This window comes from Streptomyces sp. NPDC005791 (assembly GCF_042871485.1).
Taxonomy (GTDB): domain Bacteria; phylum Actinomycetota; class Actinomycetes; order Streptomycetales; family Streptomycetaceae; genus Streptomyces.
Genome location: NZ_JBIAIP010000001.1, coordinates 1 through 14,307, shown reverse-complemented (window position 1 = coordinate 14,307; position 14,307 = coordinate 1). Strand labels below are relative to the sequence as shown.

Here is a 14,307-nt window from a genome sequence, read left to right as displayed (position 1 = left end):
CCGTCCGTACGTCGTGCCCACCGGCAGAGGTTGCGTCCCCTGATGTCGAGTCACCACACCGCGCACACGCGAGAACCAGCAGCGCTACCGTCGTATCACGCGGAACTGCACACGGCTGAGGGGGCGGGCGCGGCATGAGCCAGGGCGACGAGCGGGGCTACGGCGTCAACGAGCCGGGGGGCCGCACGGAGGACGCGTACAGCACCCTCGGCGGTACGCGTCAGACGCGCACGCGTCTGCCCGGCGGCGACGACGGCGACGGCTACGGCCGCCGGCCCGCCCGGAACACGCGCTCACTGATCATGGTGGTCGGCGTGGTGGTCCTGCTGATCGCGGCGATCGCGTTCGCGAACCAGGGCGGGGGTGGCGGTGCCTCGGGCGGCGGCGACGAGAGGAAGTCGGACGCGGCGGGGGCGGGGCCCACGGCTGCGACGGGCACGAAGCCGGTCACGGGCAAGAACGGCACGATCGCCTCGGGCTTCGCGCACGACGAGCAGGGGGCGCAGAGCGCGGCGGCGAACTATGCGGTGGCGCTGGGGTCGGACGGAATGTTCAACAAGGCTCAGCGGCACGAAATCGTTCAGTCGATCGCTGACGCCAGCAGAGTCGACGATCTGCAGGCTGGTTTCGACGCCGACTACTCCGAACAGTTCGCTGCCCAGATCGGGCTCACCGCCGACGGGAGCGCTCCAGCCGGCTCGACGTTCGTCAACCGCACACTCCCTGCAGGCACAAAAATAAAGAGCCATTCAGCGGACGCTGCCCAAGTTGATGTCTGGTGTGTCGGGCTGTTCGGCCTGACCGGTGATCAGTCCACCAAGCCGGTGACCAACGGTTGGTTCACCGTTTCGATGAACCTTCGGTGGGACGGGACTGACTGGAAGGTCCTTGAGACCAGCCAAACCGAAGGACCAACGCCGGTGACGGGCGACAACCCCGTATCCGGTTCAGACGACATCGCGGATGCAGTCAACCAGTTCGGAGGGTTCACCTATGCCCGGTAGCCCCCGTAAGCGCATGCTTTCCATCATCGGCGCATTCGCTGCCATGCAAGGTGGATTGCTCCTGCTTGCTACCCGAGCTGTAGCAGCACCAACTCCGACGCCCTCTCCGTCGGGTAGTAGCAACCCATGTGAGCTGATCGCAGGCCCAGCACGGGAGTACTGCGATGGCGGCGAAGGCGCCCGCCGCAGCGCCCCGACCACCACCGACGACGCCCTCGATCCCCTCTCCTCCCTCGCCCGCGGCTGCGCCGACGCCGCCGCGTACCTCGTCGGGAAGCTCAGCGAGGCCGTGGAGAGCACGGCGACCGTCGACTTCACCAACTCCACCTTCCGCACCCAGTACGCCGTCGTCTTCGCGGCGTCCACCATCCTCACCCTGGTCCTGTGGCTCTTCGCCGTGGCCAAGCGCGCCATAAGGGGCGTGCCGTTCACCACCGCGATCTCCGAGGCCATCGGCTTCCTCTGGCTCACGGTCCTGGCCTCGGCCTTCACCCCGCTCATCCTGTACGTGGTCGTCTCGGCCACCGACGGCGTCACCGAGGTCATCTCCGCCGCGACGGGCGGGCAGACCGATGTCTTCTTCGGGTCGTTCGCCGAGGCGCTCAAGACGGGCGACGACATCGGCGGCGGTCCGATCATGCTGATCGTCGTCTCGCTCGTGTCGATCCTCGCCGCCGGCATCCTGTGGCTGGAGCTCGTGATCCGGGCCGCCCTGCTCTACGTGGGCGCGCTGCTGGGTGTCGTCGTGTACTCCGGGCTCGTCGACAAGAACATGTGGGGCCACGTCCGCCGCTGGGCGGGCATCATGATCGCCGTGATCATGGTGAAGCCCGTCATCGTCATCGTGCTCGGGCTCGCCGGGGCGCTCTCCGCCGACGACGGGCCCAACGCCTTCTCGGCCGTCGTCTCCGGACTCGCGATCATCCTGCTGGCCATCTTCGCCTCCGCCATGATCTACCGGTTCGTGCCCGGCTTCGGCGACGAGATCCAGGGCGCCCGCACCAACCGCAAGCAGGCCACCGACGGCGCCCAGGCCGCCGCGATGATCAGCTCGCCCGCCGCTCTCGTCTCGCAGGGCATCAAGACCCACAGCGGCCGTAACGGCGGCGGTGAAGGCGGCGGAGGCGGCGGCGCCCGGCCCGCCAACCCGGTCAGCGGCGGTGTCGCCGCCCACAGCTCCCGCACGTCGGGAGGCGGCAGCGCGCCCGCGCCCCGCGGCGCGGCCGGGCCCACCTCCGGCACCCCCCACGGCAGCCGCTCCCCTCGAGGCGGTCCAGGCAGCACAGGTAACACGAGCACAGGAGGTGGAGGGCGTTGACGACTCCGTCCCACACGATCGCGCCCCGCCGTACGTACCTCATCGGCCGCGCCCGGCCGAATGCGATCGTCGGCAAGAACCGTGAGACGGGCGAGATCGCGCTGATCATCGCCGGGGCGTTCCTCGGCATGATGAGCGGCCTCCTCGTCCCCGTCCTGTCCCTGCGGATCGTGGCGCTCGTCGGCTTCCCCCTGCTGGCCCTCGCCGTCGTGTACTTCCCCTACAAGGGCCGGACCTTCTACAAGTGGTTCGAGATCAACCGCAGCTTCAAGCGCACCCTGCGCCGTGGCACCGCCTACCGCTCCGCCGCGATCGAGGCCGGGGTCAGCGCCGACGGGCGTGAGGTGGAGATCGGGCCGCCGCCCGGCATCGGCCGGATCAGCTGGCTCGCCGCGCCGTTCGGCCCCGACGAGATCGCCGTACTGCTGCACGCCGACCGGCGTACGGTGACCGCCGCCATCGAGATCGAGGGCCCCGGTGTCGGTCTCCGCGACAGCGAGGACCAGGAGGCCCTGGTCGACCGCTTCGGCACCCTGCTGAAGCACGTGGCCAACGGCGACGGCTTCGTGACGCGCCTCCAGATGCTGGCCCGTACGCTGCCCGCCGACCCCGACGCACACGCCAAGGACGTCGCCCAGCGCGGTGACAGGTCCGCGCCCGGCTGGCTCCAGGAGTCCTACGACCAGCTCCAGTCGATGGTCTCCACCTCCAGCGAGCAGCACCGCGCCTACCTCGTCGCCTGCATGCACTACAGCCGGGACCTGGCCGCCGAGGCCAACGCCATGGCACGTGCCGTCCGCCCCCAGGGCGGCCGCAGGATCGACCGCGACGCCGGCCTCGCCGTCGTCATGGCCCGTGAGCTGACCGACATCTGCGCCCGGCTCGCCGAGGCCGACATCCGGGTCAGGCAGCCGCTCGGCCAGAGCCGACTGGCCTCGCTCGTGCACTCGATGTACGACCCGGACCACCCCATCGACCACATCCAGGCGATGACGAAGCGCAACGCCTGGCCCGCCGAACTGGACGCGGTCGAACCGACGTTCCTCCAGGCCAAGACCCGTGAGTCGACGACGCGCGCCCCGTGGTGCCACTCGACGGCCTGGGTGAAGGAGTGGCCGATGACGCCCGTCGGCGTCAACTTCCTGGCCCCTCTCCTCGTCCACACGCCCGACGTCATCCGTACGGTCGCGGTCACCATGGACCTCGAACCCACCGAGGTCGCCATCGAGCGGATGCTGACGGAGAAGACCAACGACGACGCCGAGGCCAGCCGCCAGGCCAAGATGAACCGCACCGTCGACCCCCGCGACATCGCCGCCCACGGCCGGCTCGACCAGCGGGGTGAAGATCTGGCGAGCGGCGCCGCCGGGGTGAACCTGGTGGGGTACATCACCGTGTCGTCCCGGTCCCCCGAAGCGCTCGCCCGCGACAAGCGGACGATCCGGGCATCGGCCGGCAAGTCGTACCTCAAGCTGGAGTGGTGCGACCGGGAGCACCACCGGGCCTTTGTGAACACCCTGCCGTTCGCCACCGGCATCCGACGCTAACGAGAGGGCGATCACGCCATGCGAGATCCGCTGTCCGCGTTGTCGGACGCCTTCACCGCCTTCCTCTTCGGCGCCGTGGAGACGACCCGGCTGCCGGTGCGCACGTCGACGGGCCAGGCCCAGGCCGTCTACCTGCCGACCGCCGCTCCCGGTCTCGGCGACTCCGGCGTGATCATCGGGCGTGAGGTGTACTCGGGCAAGGGCTACATCTACGACCCGTTCCAGCTGTACGGGCAGCAGCTCCCCGCCCCGCACTGGCTGGTGCTCGGCGAGTCCGGCAACGGGAAGTCGGCGTTGGAGAAGACCTACGTGCTCCGCCAGCTCCGCTTCCGCGACCGCCAGGTCGTCGTCCTGGACGCCCAGGGCGAGGACGGCGTCGGCGAGTGGAACCTCATCGCCCAGGAGCTGGGCATCACACCCATCCGGCTCGACCCGACCGCCGCGCTGAACGACGGGATCCGGCTGAACCCCCTCGACCCGTCGATCACCACGACCGGGCAGCTCGCCCTGCTCCGTACGATCATCGAGGTCGCCATGGGCCATGGCCTCGACGAACGTTCCGGCTTCGCGCTCAAGGTCGCCCACGCGTACGTCAACGACACCATCCTCGACCGCCAGCCGGTCCTGATGGACATCGTGGAGCAGCTCCGCCACCCGAAGCCCGAGTCCGCCGAAGCGATGAACGTGGACATAGACGACGTACGCGCCTGGGGCCTGGACGTCGCCCTCGTCCTGGACCGGCTCGTCGACGGTGACCTGCGCGGCATGTTCGACGGTCCGACCACGATCGGCATCGACCTCGACGCCCCGCTGATCGTCTTCGACCTCTCGCACATCGACCGCAACTCCATCGCGATGCCGATCCTCATGGCGATCGTCGGCGTGTGGCTCGAGCACACCTGGATCAGGCCCGACCGGAAGAAACGCATCTTCCTGGTCGAGGAGGCCTGGCACATCATCAACTCGCCCTTCGTCGCGCAGCTCTTCCAGCGACTGCTGAAGTTCGGCCGGCGTCTCGGTCTGTCCTTCGTGGCGGTCGTCCACCACCTCAGCGACGTCGTCGACGGAGCAGCGGCCAAGGAAGCGGCGGCCATCCTGAAGATGGCCTCCACCCGCACGATCTACGCCCAGAAGGCCGACGAGGCCAGAGCGACGGGCAAGGTCATCGGCCTGCCCAGGTGGGCGGTCGAGATCATCCCGACGCTGACCCCGGGCATCGCGGTGTGGGACGTCAACGGCAACGTCCAGGTCGTCAAACACCTGATCACCGAGGCGGAACGCCCCCTGGTCTTCACCGACCGCGCGATGACCGAGGGCTCCGCGGTGGACCTGCTCCCCGAGGACGTGCGGGCCGCGGAGCTGGAGGCGGAGCAGCGGGCGGCGCGGATCGAGAACCAGCAACGGCTGAACGAGTCGTCCGAGTCAACGGTGGCATGACATGGCACGCCAGGCACCACCCGGTCCGGGACGCGGCGGCGAGGGCCAGGGCGGCATGCCGGACGGCCTGCTGCTCGGCCTGCTGGCCTTCCTCTTCGGACTGACGGTCCTGGCGTGGACGGCCACGGGCCTCGCCGGGCTGTTCGCCCACGGGGGCTGGCCGGACGGCATCACGTTCACCCGGACACCGCTGGCCCTGCGCGCCCTGGTCACCGACCCGACGGACCTGCCCGGCGCCTGGCCGGACACCCCGCCGGGCGACCTCTCCGGATACGGGCTGTTCTGGGGCCTGTTCATCGGGGAGGTGATGGTCCTCCTGGTGCTGACCGTGTTCACGGTGGGTGTGGTGACGCGCTGGCGGCTCGTACGCGAGCAGAGGCGCGCGGCCCCCGCCGAAACACCCTCATCGCCGACGCCACTCCCCGCCGCCGCGTCGGCTCCCGCGCCGGCCCAGGCGCCCGCCGAAGCCACCAAGGCTCAAGCCCCGGCCCAGCCCCCGCCCCCCGGCGAGGCAGCTCCGGTCCCCACCGCGCCCCTCACCGCGTACACGGTGGAGACCGCCCCGCTGGTCCCCACACCCCGCACCCCCCACGTCCTCTACGGTGCCGCCGCCGCTCGCCGCCCCGCTGTCGTCCGGGCCGTCCGGGAAGCGGACGGCCCGGCCCTGGTCGTCACCTCGGACCCCACCGTCTGGGCCGAGACGAAGGACGCCCGCAGCAAGCTCGGCCCCGTCCTCGTCTACGACCCGGGCCACCTCTGCGACACCCCGTCCCGTCTCCACTGGGCGCCCACCGCCGGTTGCGAGGACCCGGCCACCGCGGCCTCCCGGGCAGCCGCCCTCCTCACCCCGGTCCGCCCCCTGGCCAGGATCGACGCGGCCGTCGCCGACACCGCCCAGACGCTGCTCCAGTGCTGGCTGCACGCCGCCGCCGTGGGCGGGCGCCCCTTCCGCCAGGTCCACCGCTGGGCCGCCGGCGCCGGCGGCCACGAACCGGTGCGCCTGCTGCGCACCCACGCCAAGGCGGCGTCCGGGCTCGCCGGGCTCCTGGAGTCCGCGCTCACCGCCTACCCCGAACGCCGGGATATGGCGCAGGAACTGACCGTGCGGGCGTTCGCGGCCTTCTCCTCGGTCCATGTCCGTGAGGCGTGCACACCCAACCGAGCCGACGCGCTCGTGCTGGATTCTTTTGCACGCGAAGGGGGAACGCTTTATGTGGTGGGTGAATCCATCGAGGATCCCCGCCACCACCCCGGTGCGATGCCCCTGCTCACCGCACTCGCCTCGCACGTGGTCGAGCACGGCCGCCGCATGGCCGTACGGTCAACCGACGGTCGGCTCGACCCACCAATGACGCTCGTCCTCGACGACGTCGCGGCCGTGGCTCCCCTTCCCCAGCTTCCGGAGCTGCTGTCGGCCGGTCAGGACCAGGGGATGCCGACCCTGGTCCTGCTCCGTTCCGAGGAACAGGCCCGAGCGCGCTGGCGGGAACGCCTGCCCACACCTGAACCGATCTGACCGGGCCCCTCACTTCCCTCGCGGCCGGCGGCGGATCTCGAACTCCAGCTCCAGAGCCGTCGGATCTCCCTCCATCGGCAGCGTCCCCCCGGTCGGGACGAAACCGATCCGCCGGTAGGAGGCCGCGGCCCGCGCGTTGTCCTCGTGGACGTACAGCCGCACCCGTTCCAGCGGCGGGCCGGTCAGCGACCAGGACCAGTCGATCGCCTCGCGGAACAGTGCGTCCACCACCCCGCGCCCCCGGTGCTCCGACCGGACGAACACCCCCACGAGGTGGGCCTGATCGACCGCGGCCGCCTCTCCGAAGCCCTGTTCGCCGGCGGGCCTCTCGACGAGCACCGTCACCGTTCCCGCCCACCGGCCGTCGGGCGCCTCGGCGATGAACTGACGGCTGTGCTCCCCCACGGCTGCACCCGCCGTCCGCTCCTGCCAGAACACATCGGGCCTGCCCACCGCGTGCTCGTACGTGTCCAGGAAGGCGATCGAGGCCACCGGGTCCCGCAGCGCCGCCAGCCGGATCTCCTTGGCCCGCTGCCATTCCTCTGCCCGCACCGCACGTACGACGTATTCCATCCGCTGATCGTGCCCCGCCGCCCCCACCACGGCAAACGAGATGCACGGTGCTGTCAGCCGTCCAGCGACACGGCGTTCTTGGCGTGGTCGACCGACGCCTCGGCAGCGGGTCCACCGGGGTTCTCGGTCGCCAGCGCCTGGTTCAGGGCGACGAAGGAACGCATCCGCTCCTCGTACCGGGCGAAGCCGGCCGTGTGGTCACCGGACGCCTGCGCCAGGCAGTCCGCCAGCACGTGGGCGCCCACGAGCCCCAGGCTGGTGCCCTGCCCCGAGAGCGGCGAAGGGCAGTAACCGGCGTCCCCGAGCAGGGCCACCCGCCCCTGCGACCAGCGGTCCATGCGCATCTGCGCCATGGCATCGCAGTAGAAGTCGGGGGCCAGCCGGGCGGCCTCGGCCAGCCGCGCCCCCTCCCACCGCAGCGACGCGAGCCTCTCCGTGACGACGTGACGCAGCCCGTCGGCGTCACGGGCGAGCGGACCGGACTCGAACCCGAACGTGACCCTCAGCTCGGTGTTGGCACGTACGGGCATGATGCCGAAGCCGATGTCACCGTCGCGCAGCCACACCTGCCAGTCGTCCAGCGCGAGGAAGTTGTCCGCCGTGAACACCGAAAGATAGCTGCCGAGGTGGTGCGCGAAACGCTCCTCCGGCCCGAACACCAGCCGCCGTACCGTCGAGTGCAGACCGTCCGCCCCGATGACGAGGTCGAAGACGCGGGACTCCGAAGCGGCGAAGTCCACCCGCATACCCCTCCCGTCCTCGTCGAGCGCGGTGACGGTGTCCCCGAAGACGTACTCCACGTCGCCTCGCGTGCGCTCGTACACGAGGCGCACCAAGTCCTCGCGCAGCAACTCGATGTCGTCGCTGTCCAGCCGGCCGCTGCTGTACGTGGCCTCGGTGGAGCGGTGGATCTCCTTCCCGTCGGCGTCGAGGACCGACATGCCCCGCATCCGGGTACGGAGCCGTCGTGCCGGGTCGAGCAGGCCCATCCGCCCGATCACGTCGAGCGCGACGCCCCTGACGTCCACGGCCTGCCCGCCCGCCCGGAGCCCCGGGGCTCGTTCGACGACGGTGACCCCGAAGCCGTGGCGGTGCAGCCAGTAAGCGAGAGCGGGTCCGGCGATGCCTCCGCCGGAGATGAGAACAGTGCGCATCAGAAGCTCCTCTCGTACGCTGAATGCCGCTGAACGTACGCCGTACGCGCCCCGCCCACCACCCACCATTTCCCCTGTTGTACTAGGGCAGTTGTCACCGGAGACACCATCCCCGCCGCTACCGGCTGCACTAGTACAGAAGCGAGAGGACCCGCGACGTGACGAACACCACGGAGCCCAAGCCCGAACCACCGTATCTGCGCATCGTCGCCGAGATCCGCCGACGTATCGACCACGGCGAACTGGCCCCCGGGGAACGCGTGCCGTCGACACGTCGGATCGCCAGGGAATGGGACGTCGCGCTCGCCACCGCCACCAAGGCCCTGACGCATCTGCGCATGCAGGGGATCGTCGAGACGAAGCCGCGCGCGGGCACGGTCGTCGCCGCAGCACCCGTGGCTCCGGCCCGCCCACGCCGGCCCGACCCGCGCCCCGACAAGCTCTCGGCCTCACCCACCACCCCGCCCACTGCCTCGTCGGCCGCCCCGCCCGCCGAACAGGAACTGACCCTGGACCGGATCGTGCGCACCGCCGTCGAGATCGCTGACACGGAAGGGCTCTCGGCGCTCTCCATGCGCGGGGTCGCCGCCCGGCTGGGCGTCGCCGCCATGTCGCCCTACCGGTATGTGACCGGCAAGGACGACCTCATCCTGCTCATGGCCGACGCCGCGTTCGGCGAGAAGTCCTACCCCACCACAGCCCCGGACGGCTGGCGCGCCCGCGCGGAACTGGGCGCTCGGACCCTGTGGGAACTGCACCGGCGGCACCCCTGGCTCGCCCAGCTCTCGTCCCTCACCCGCCCCTTGCTCATCCCCAACCTGATGGTCCACGGCGAGTGGTCGCTCAGCTCCCTCGACGGGCACGGCCTGGACACCACCACACTGTTCGACATCCACGTACTGCTCTTCAGCCATGTCCAGGGGCTGGCCGTGCACCTGGAAAGGGAGGAGCAGGCGGCGGCGACCACCGGCCAGTCCGAGGACCAGTGGATGGACAGCCGCGCCCACACGCTCCGGAGCCTGGTCGAATCCGGCCGCTTCCCGACCTTCGCGACCGTGGTCCGCTCCTTCGAGGACGGCTACGACCTGCGCCTCGACACCCTCTTCGAGCTCGGCCTCAAAGCCCTCCTCGACGGACTGACCCCCGTCATCGAGGGCGGCATCCGGTCCCACCAGCGGCCCACACCCCCGTCGCACCCCGGTACTACGCCGCCCCGCACCCCCAGCCCGCGGTCGGACGACGGCCACGGGCGCACTCCGTAGCGTCGACGGCATGATCAGGGCACACGAACTCACCGAACGGTACGGGGACACCACCGTCGTCCACGGCCTCGACTTCACCGTCCGGCCGGGCACCGTCACCGGCTTCCTCGGCCCCAACGGGGCCGGCGTCACCCTGCTCAGCCTGATCGCCCTCGGCCTCGGCGCCACCCTCCGCTCCGTACCCGGCAGCATCGGGGCGTACATCGGCGGCGTCCTGATCCTGCCCGAGGTGCTCGGCGTACTTCCATACGATGCCGTGGACAACGCGCTGAAGTACTTCCCGACCCAGGCCGCCGGGGTGCTCGGCTCGGCCACCCCCCTCCCGGACGCCGCGAGCACCGGCTGGGCTCTGACGGCCCTCAGCCTGTGGGCGGGCGCGTCAGTGGCCGCGGGCGCGGCGCTCCTGCGCCGCCGGGACGCATGACGGGACCCACAGAGGTGAGGGCGCAGCGGTGGCGGACAAAACGAGGACGGACAGGGTGAACGACGAGAAGGGCCCGCCTCCCGGGCATCTGACTCCCGGCACCGCGCCGCTGACCCTGTACGTCCAGGACCTCCTCCAACGGCTCCGCGCCTTCGACCGCCGTCGGCCGATGGTCTGGGACCTCACGGTCACCGCCTTCTGGGTCGTCGTCGCGGTACTCGACTACAGCACCGGCGGCTGGCGCACGGTCGCCCGCGACGTGGACGCGCCGGAACCGCTGGTCCTGCTGATGAGCCTGTGCTTCTCGGTGCCCCTCCTCCGGCGGCGCCGCCGGCCGACGGCGGTGCTCGTGCTGATGGCACCCGCATCCGTGCTCAACATCTGGACCGGTGCGGTCGTCCAGGCCGCCCTGCTCCAGCTGATCCCCGCCTACACGATCGCTCTGCGGCTTCCCCTCCGCGCCCTGGCCCGCGCGGGGCTGCTGATGTGCCTGCCCGCCGCAGTCGCAGCGCTGGTGATCCCCGGCACCGCGGACCGGCAACTCGTGTCCTACCTCTGGGGATTCGCCTTCGTCACCCTGCTCGCCCTCGCGGTCCGCACGCGCAGGGAGTACACCGAGGCCCTCGTCGAACGCGCCCACCGGCTCGAACGCGAACGTGACCAGCAGACCCAGCTCGCGGCAGCCGCCGAACGCGCCCGTATCGCCCGGGAGATGCACGACATCATCGGCCACAACCTCTCCGTCATCACCGGTCTGGCCGACGGCGGTGCGTACGCCGCGGCCAAGAGCCCTGAACGCGCGGCGCAGGCCCTCGAGGCCATCGGCACCACGAGCCGCCAGGCCCTGGCAGAGCTACGGCGCGTGCTCGGCGTCCTGCGCGAGCCGGCCCCGGCGGCAGAGCTCGCGCCGCAGCCGTCACTCGCGGACCTGGACGCCCTGCTGACCGGCGTACGGGAGGCGGGGCTGCCCGTCCGGCTGACGGTCCACGGCAGTCCCCCGCACCTCCCCGCCTCACCCGGCCGTCAGCTCGCCGTCTACCGCGTGGTCCAGGAGTCCCTCACCAACACCCTCAAGCACGCGCGGCCCGAGGCCACCGCCGAGGTCACCCTGGCGTACACGCCCACCGGCCTGGAGGTACGCGTGACGGATACGAACGGCGAAGGACCGCAGGCACCGACGAACGACGAGCCCGGCAGCGGACGGGGCATCAGCGGAATGCGTGAGCGCGCCTCGCTCTACAACGGCACACTCGAGTCGGGCCGGCTCCCGACAGGCGGCTGGCAGACACGACTCCGCCTTCCCCTGGAGGACACACCCCCGTGACCACCGTACTCATCGCCGACGACCAGGCCATGCAGCGCTTCGGCTTCCGCATGCTCCTGGAGAGCCAGGACGACATGACAGTCGTCGGTGAAGCCGCCAACGGCACGGAGGCGGTGAACCTCGTCGCCCGCCACCACCCGGACGTCGCGCTGATGGACATCCGGATGCCGGGCCTCGACGGCATCGAGGCCACCCGCCGCATCGTCGCGTCCGGTGCCGGCACCCGGGTCCTCATCGTGACGACCTTCGACCTGGACGAGTACGCCTACGACGGCCTGCGGGCCGGTGCGAGCGGCTTCCTCGTCAAGGACGCGCTCCCGGAGGAGCTCCTGTCCGGCATCCGTGCGGTCGCGAGCGGTGACGCGGTCGTCGCCCCGAGCCTCACCCGCCGGCTCCTGGACGCCTACGCCCACCATCTGCCGGCCGTACCGGGCGACACCGGCAGCGCAGGAGACGCGCGCGTCGCCCCGTTGACCGAGCGGGAACGGGAGATCCTCACGGTCATAGGCCAGGGGTGGACGAACAGCGAGATCGCCGCGCGCCTCCACCTCGCCGAGTCGACGGTGAAGACACACGTCACCCGCATACTCGCCAAGACGGGGTCCAGGGACCGCGTCCAGGCCGTCATCCTGGCGTACGACGCCCGACTGGTGAACCCGCGCTGAGACCCGACCGTGACCCCTGCTGCTGACACCCGCTCAGCTGTCTCGCCCGGCGTTGAGCCGGGCGGCCTGGCGCGTCAGGTGGTCACGCTCGGCCAGATTCGGTGCCTGCCGGGCCGCCTCCGTGTACAGGCGCGCAGCCGTGTCAGGATCGCCGTCACGCTCGTGCAGGTACGCCGCGACGGCGGTGCGGCGGGGAACGGGAGTCGGGGAGGAGTCGTCAAGCGCCGCGAGCGCGGCGAGGCCGGCGCGCGCTCCGTCGGCCTCGCCGACGGCCACCGCACGGTTGAGCCGGACCACCGGGCTGTCGGTCAGGGCCGCCAGCTCGTCGTACCACTCGACGATCTGCACCCAATCGGTCTCCTCGGCGGTACGCGCATCGGCGTGCAGTGCCGCGATGGCGGCCTGGGCCTGGAACTCACCCAGCCGGTCCCGGGCGAGGGCCGCCTGCAGAATCCCGACACCCTCGGCGATCGTCCTGGTGTCCCACAGGCCCCGGTTCCGCTCGGCGAGCGGCACCAGACTGCCGTCGGGCGCGGTCCGGGCGGCCCGCCTCGCATGGTGGAGCAGCATGAGGGCGAGCAGCCCCGCCACCTCCGGGTGGTCGATCGCGTGCGTGAGCTGCCGGGTGAGCCGGATGGCCTCGGCCGCGAGGTCGACATCGCCGGAGTAGCCCTCGTTGAAGACCAGGTAGAGCACACGCAGCACGGTCGCGACGTCGCCGGGCCGGTCCAGACGCACCCCGGAGACGGTCCGCTTGGCCCGGCTGATCCTCTGGGCCATCGTGGCCTCGGGCACCAGGTAGGCATGGGCGATCTGACGGGTGGTCAGCCCTCCGACTGCGCGCAGGGTGAGCGCGACGGCGGCGGCCGGCGTCAACGACGGGTGGGCGCACAGGAAGTAGAGCTGGAGGGTGTCGTCCACCGCGGGTGCGGGACCTGGTGCCGGCATCTCGTCGAGGCGGTCCTCCCGCCGACGGCGGGAGGAATCGGCCCGGGTCGCGTCGAGGAACCGGCGCCAGGCCACGGTGACCAGCCAGCCCTTCGGGTCGCGCGGAGGGTCGGCCGGCCAGGCGCGGACCGCCTCGACCAGAGCGTCCTGCACGGCGTCCTCGGCCGCCGCGAAGTCAGCTCCGCGGCGGACGAGGATCCCGAGCACGCTGGGCGTGAGGCTTCGGAGCAGAAGCTCGTTCACCTGGGAGGTCATTCCGTGATGGTGGGGGGCGCCGTCAGGAAGGGACGCAGCTCGAGCCACTCGTGAATCGGCTGCCCGCCCGCACCAGGCGCGGCCGACAGTTCACCGGCCAGCTCGACCGCTCGCTCGTAGCTGTCGACGTCGATCACCATCCAGCCGGCGATGAGGTCCTTGGTCTCGGCGAACGGACCGTCGGTGACCGGCGGCCGGCCCTCACCGTCGTACCGGACGAACGTCCCCTCGGGCGCGAGCGCCTGACCGTCGACGTACTCACCCGTCTTCTCGAGCCGTGCCGCGAAGTCGTTCATGTACTGCACGTGCGCCGAGATCTCTTCCGGAGTCCACCGGTCCATGGGCACATCGTTGACCGCAGCAGGTGCGCCCCGATAGTGCTTCAGCAGCAGGTACTTGGCCATCGTGTCTCTCCTCCGTGCTGGTACGACCCCATTGTGGTCGCGCTCACTACGGGGACGTAGCCAGGCACGCGTTCTCGACATCGCCGACCGAACTTTCTGCACCGTTTCGCACCATGACACCGTGCCACGTTCGACGACGCGGCGTGATGTGCTGTGAACGCAGGAAAGCCCCGTGCCACAAGGGCACGGGGCTTTCCCGGAATAATTGTTCGGCGGCGTCCTACTCTCCCACAGGGTCCCCCCTGCAGTACCATCGGCGCTGAAAGGCTTAGCTTCCGGGTTCGGAATGTAACCGGGCGTTTCCCTAACGCAATGACCACCGAAACACTATGAAATTAACCAACACCGGAGAAAAACACGGCCGTTCGTTATTTCAGAACTAACACAGTGGACGCGAGCAACTGAGGACAAGCCCTCGGCCTATTAGTACCAGTCAGCTCCACCCGTTACCGGGCTTCCACATCTGGCCTATCAAC

General features: G+C 70.7%; 12 protein-coding genes, 2 rRNA genes and 1 pseudogene. 9 read left to right on the top strand and 6 right to left on the bottom strand.

Annotated elements, in window-relative coordinates:
• Positions 1–134 precede the first annotated feature (134 nt).
• From ACFYSH_RS00075 to ACFYSH_RS00055, 5 genes are read left to right on the top strand one after another with little or no spacing between them, the layout of a single operon-like run.
• Positions 135–1,004, top strand: coding sequence for a hypothetical protein (locus tag ACFYSH_RS00075; protein WP_388749839.1), 870 nt, complete (start codon positions 135–137; stop codon positions 1,002–1,004).
• Positions 994–2,322 carry a hypothetical protein gene (locus ACFYSH_RS00070; protein ID WP_388749836.1) on the top strand — a complete coding sequence of 443 codons (1,329 nt, stop codon included), beginning with the start codon at positions 994–996 and terminating at the stop codon, positions 2,320–2,322. The genes ACFYSH_RS00075 and ACFYSH_RS00070 overlap by 11 nt, the downstream gene beginning before the upstream one ends.
• Positions 2,319–3,869: an SCO6880 family protein gene (locus ACFYSH_RS00065; protein WP_359467390.1), complete on the top strand. Its 1,551-nt coding sequence runs from the start codon at positions 2,319–2,321 to the stop codon at positions 3,867–3,869. The genes ACFYSH_RS00070 and ACFYSH_RS00065 overlap by 4 nt, the downstream gene beginning before the upstream one ends.
• An 18-nt stretch (positions 3,870–3,887) precedes the next feature.
• Positions 3,888–5,306 (top strand): ATP-binding protein, encoded by a 1,419-nt coding sequence (locus tag ACFYSH_RS00060; protein ID WP_359467387.1) that lies wholly within the window; start codon positions 3,888–3,890, stop codon positions 5,304–5,306.
• A 1-nt stretch (position 5,307) separates the two neighbouring features.
• Complete coding sequence (locus ACFYSH_RS00055; RefSeq protein ID WP_388749832.1) at positions 5,308–6,822, top strand: type IV secretory system conjugative DNA transfer family protein; 1,515 nt, start codon at positions 5,308–5,310, stop codon at positions 6,820–6,822.
• A gap of 9 nt (positions 6,823–6,831) precedes the next feature.
• Here ACFYSH_RS00055 and ACFYSH_RS00050 read toward each other — a convergent pair whose 3' ends face one another.
• Both ACFYSH_RS00050 and ACFYSH_RS00045 read right to left on the bottom strand, forming a co-directional pair.
• Positions 6,832–7,395 (bottom strand): GNAT family N-acetyltransferase, encoded by a 564-nt coding sequence (locus ACFYSH_RS00050; protein ID WP_359467379.1) that lies wholly within the window; start codon positions 7,393–7,395, stop codon positions 6,832–6,834.
• Positions 7,396–7,448: 53 nt separating this feature from the next.
• The gene (locus tag ACFYSH_RS00045) at positions 7,449–8,549 is read right to left on the bottom strand and encodes an FAD-dependent monooxygenase (RefSeq protein WP_388749829.1); all 1,101 of its coding nucleotides are present in this window, start codon (positions 8,547–8,549) and stop codon (positions 7,449–7,451) included.
• A 158-nt stretch (positions 8,550–8,707) separates the two neighbouring features.
• On the opposite strand from ACFYSH_RS00045, the gene ACFYSH_RS00040 reads away from it, so the two are divergent.
• From ACFYSH_RS00040 to ACFYSH_RS00025, 4 genes and pseudogenes are all read left to right on the top strand, one after another.
• Positions 8,708–9,811 (top strand): TetR/AcrR family transcriptional regulator C-terminal domain-containing protein, encoded by a 1,104-nt coding sequence (locus ACFYSH_RS00040; RefSeq protein WP_388749826.1) that lies wholly within the window; start codon positions 8,708–8,710, stop codon positions 9,809–9,811.
• A gap of 115 nt (positions 9,812–9,926) precedes the next feature.
• Positions 9,927–10,235 (top strand): annotated as a pseudogene (locus ACFYSH_RS00035) (ABC transporter permease); the annotation flags it as partial.
• Positions 10,236–10,290: 55 nt separating this feature from the next.
• Positions 10,291–11,559: a sensor histidine kinase gene (locus tag ACFYSH_RS00030; protein ID WP_388749823.1), complete on the top strand. Its 1,269-nt coding sequence runs from the start codon at positions 10,291–10,293 to the stop codon at positions 11,557–11,559.
• Entirely contained in the window at positions 11,556–12,224 is a 669-nt protein-coding gene (locus ACFYSH_RS00025) for a response regulator transcription factor (RefSeq protein WP_359467367.1), read from the top strand. Before ACFYSH_RS00030 ends, ACFYSH_RS00025 begins: the two co-directional genes overlap by 4 nt.
• A 33-nt stretch (positions 12,225–12,257) precedes the next feature.
• Here the strand turns inward: ACFYSH_RS00025 and ACFYSH_RS00020 are convergent, their stop codons facing one another.
• The 4 genes from ACFYSH_RS00020 to ACFYSH_RS00005 form a co-directional block, all read right to left on the bottom strand.
• On the bottom strand, positions 12,258–13,427 hold the full coding sequence (locus ACFYSH_RS00020) for an RNA polymerase sigma factor (protein WP_388749818.1): 1,170 nt from the start codon (positions 13,425–13,427) through the stop codon (positions 12,258–12,260).
• Positions 13,424–13,831, bottom strand: coding sequence for a YciI family protein (locus tag ACFYSH_RS00015; RefSeq protein ID WP_359467361.1), 408 nt, complete (start codon positions 13,829–13,831; stop codon positions 13,424–13,426). Before ACFYSH_RS00015 ends, ACFYSH_RS00020 begins: the two co-directional genes overlap by 4 nt.
• Before the next feature lie 207 nt (positions 13,832–14,038).
• A 5S ribosomal RNA gene (gene rrf / locus ACFYSH_RS00010) occupies positions 14,039–14,155 on the bottom strand.
• A 79-nt stretch (positions 14,156–14,234) separates the two neighbouring features.
• Positions 14,235–14,307: ribosomal RNA gene (locus ACFYSH_RS00005) — 23S ribosomal RNA — on the bottom strand; the annotation flags it as partial.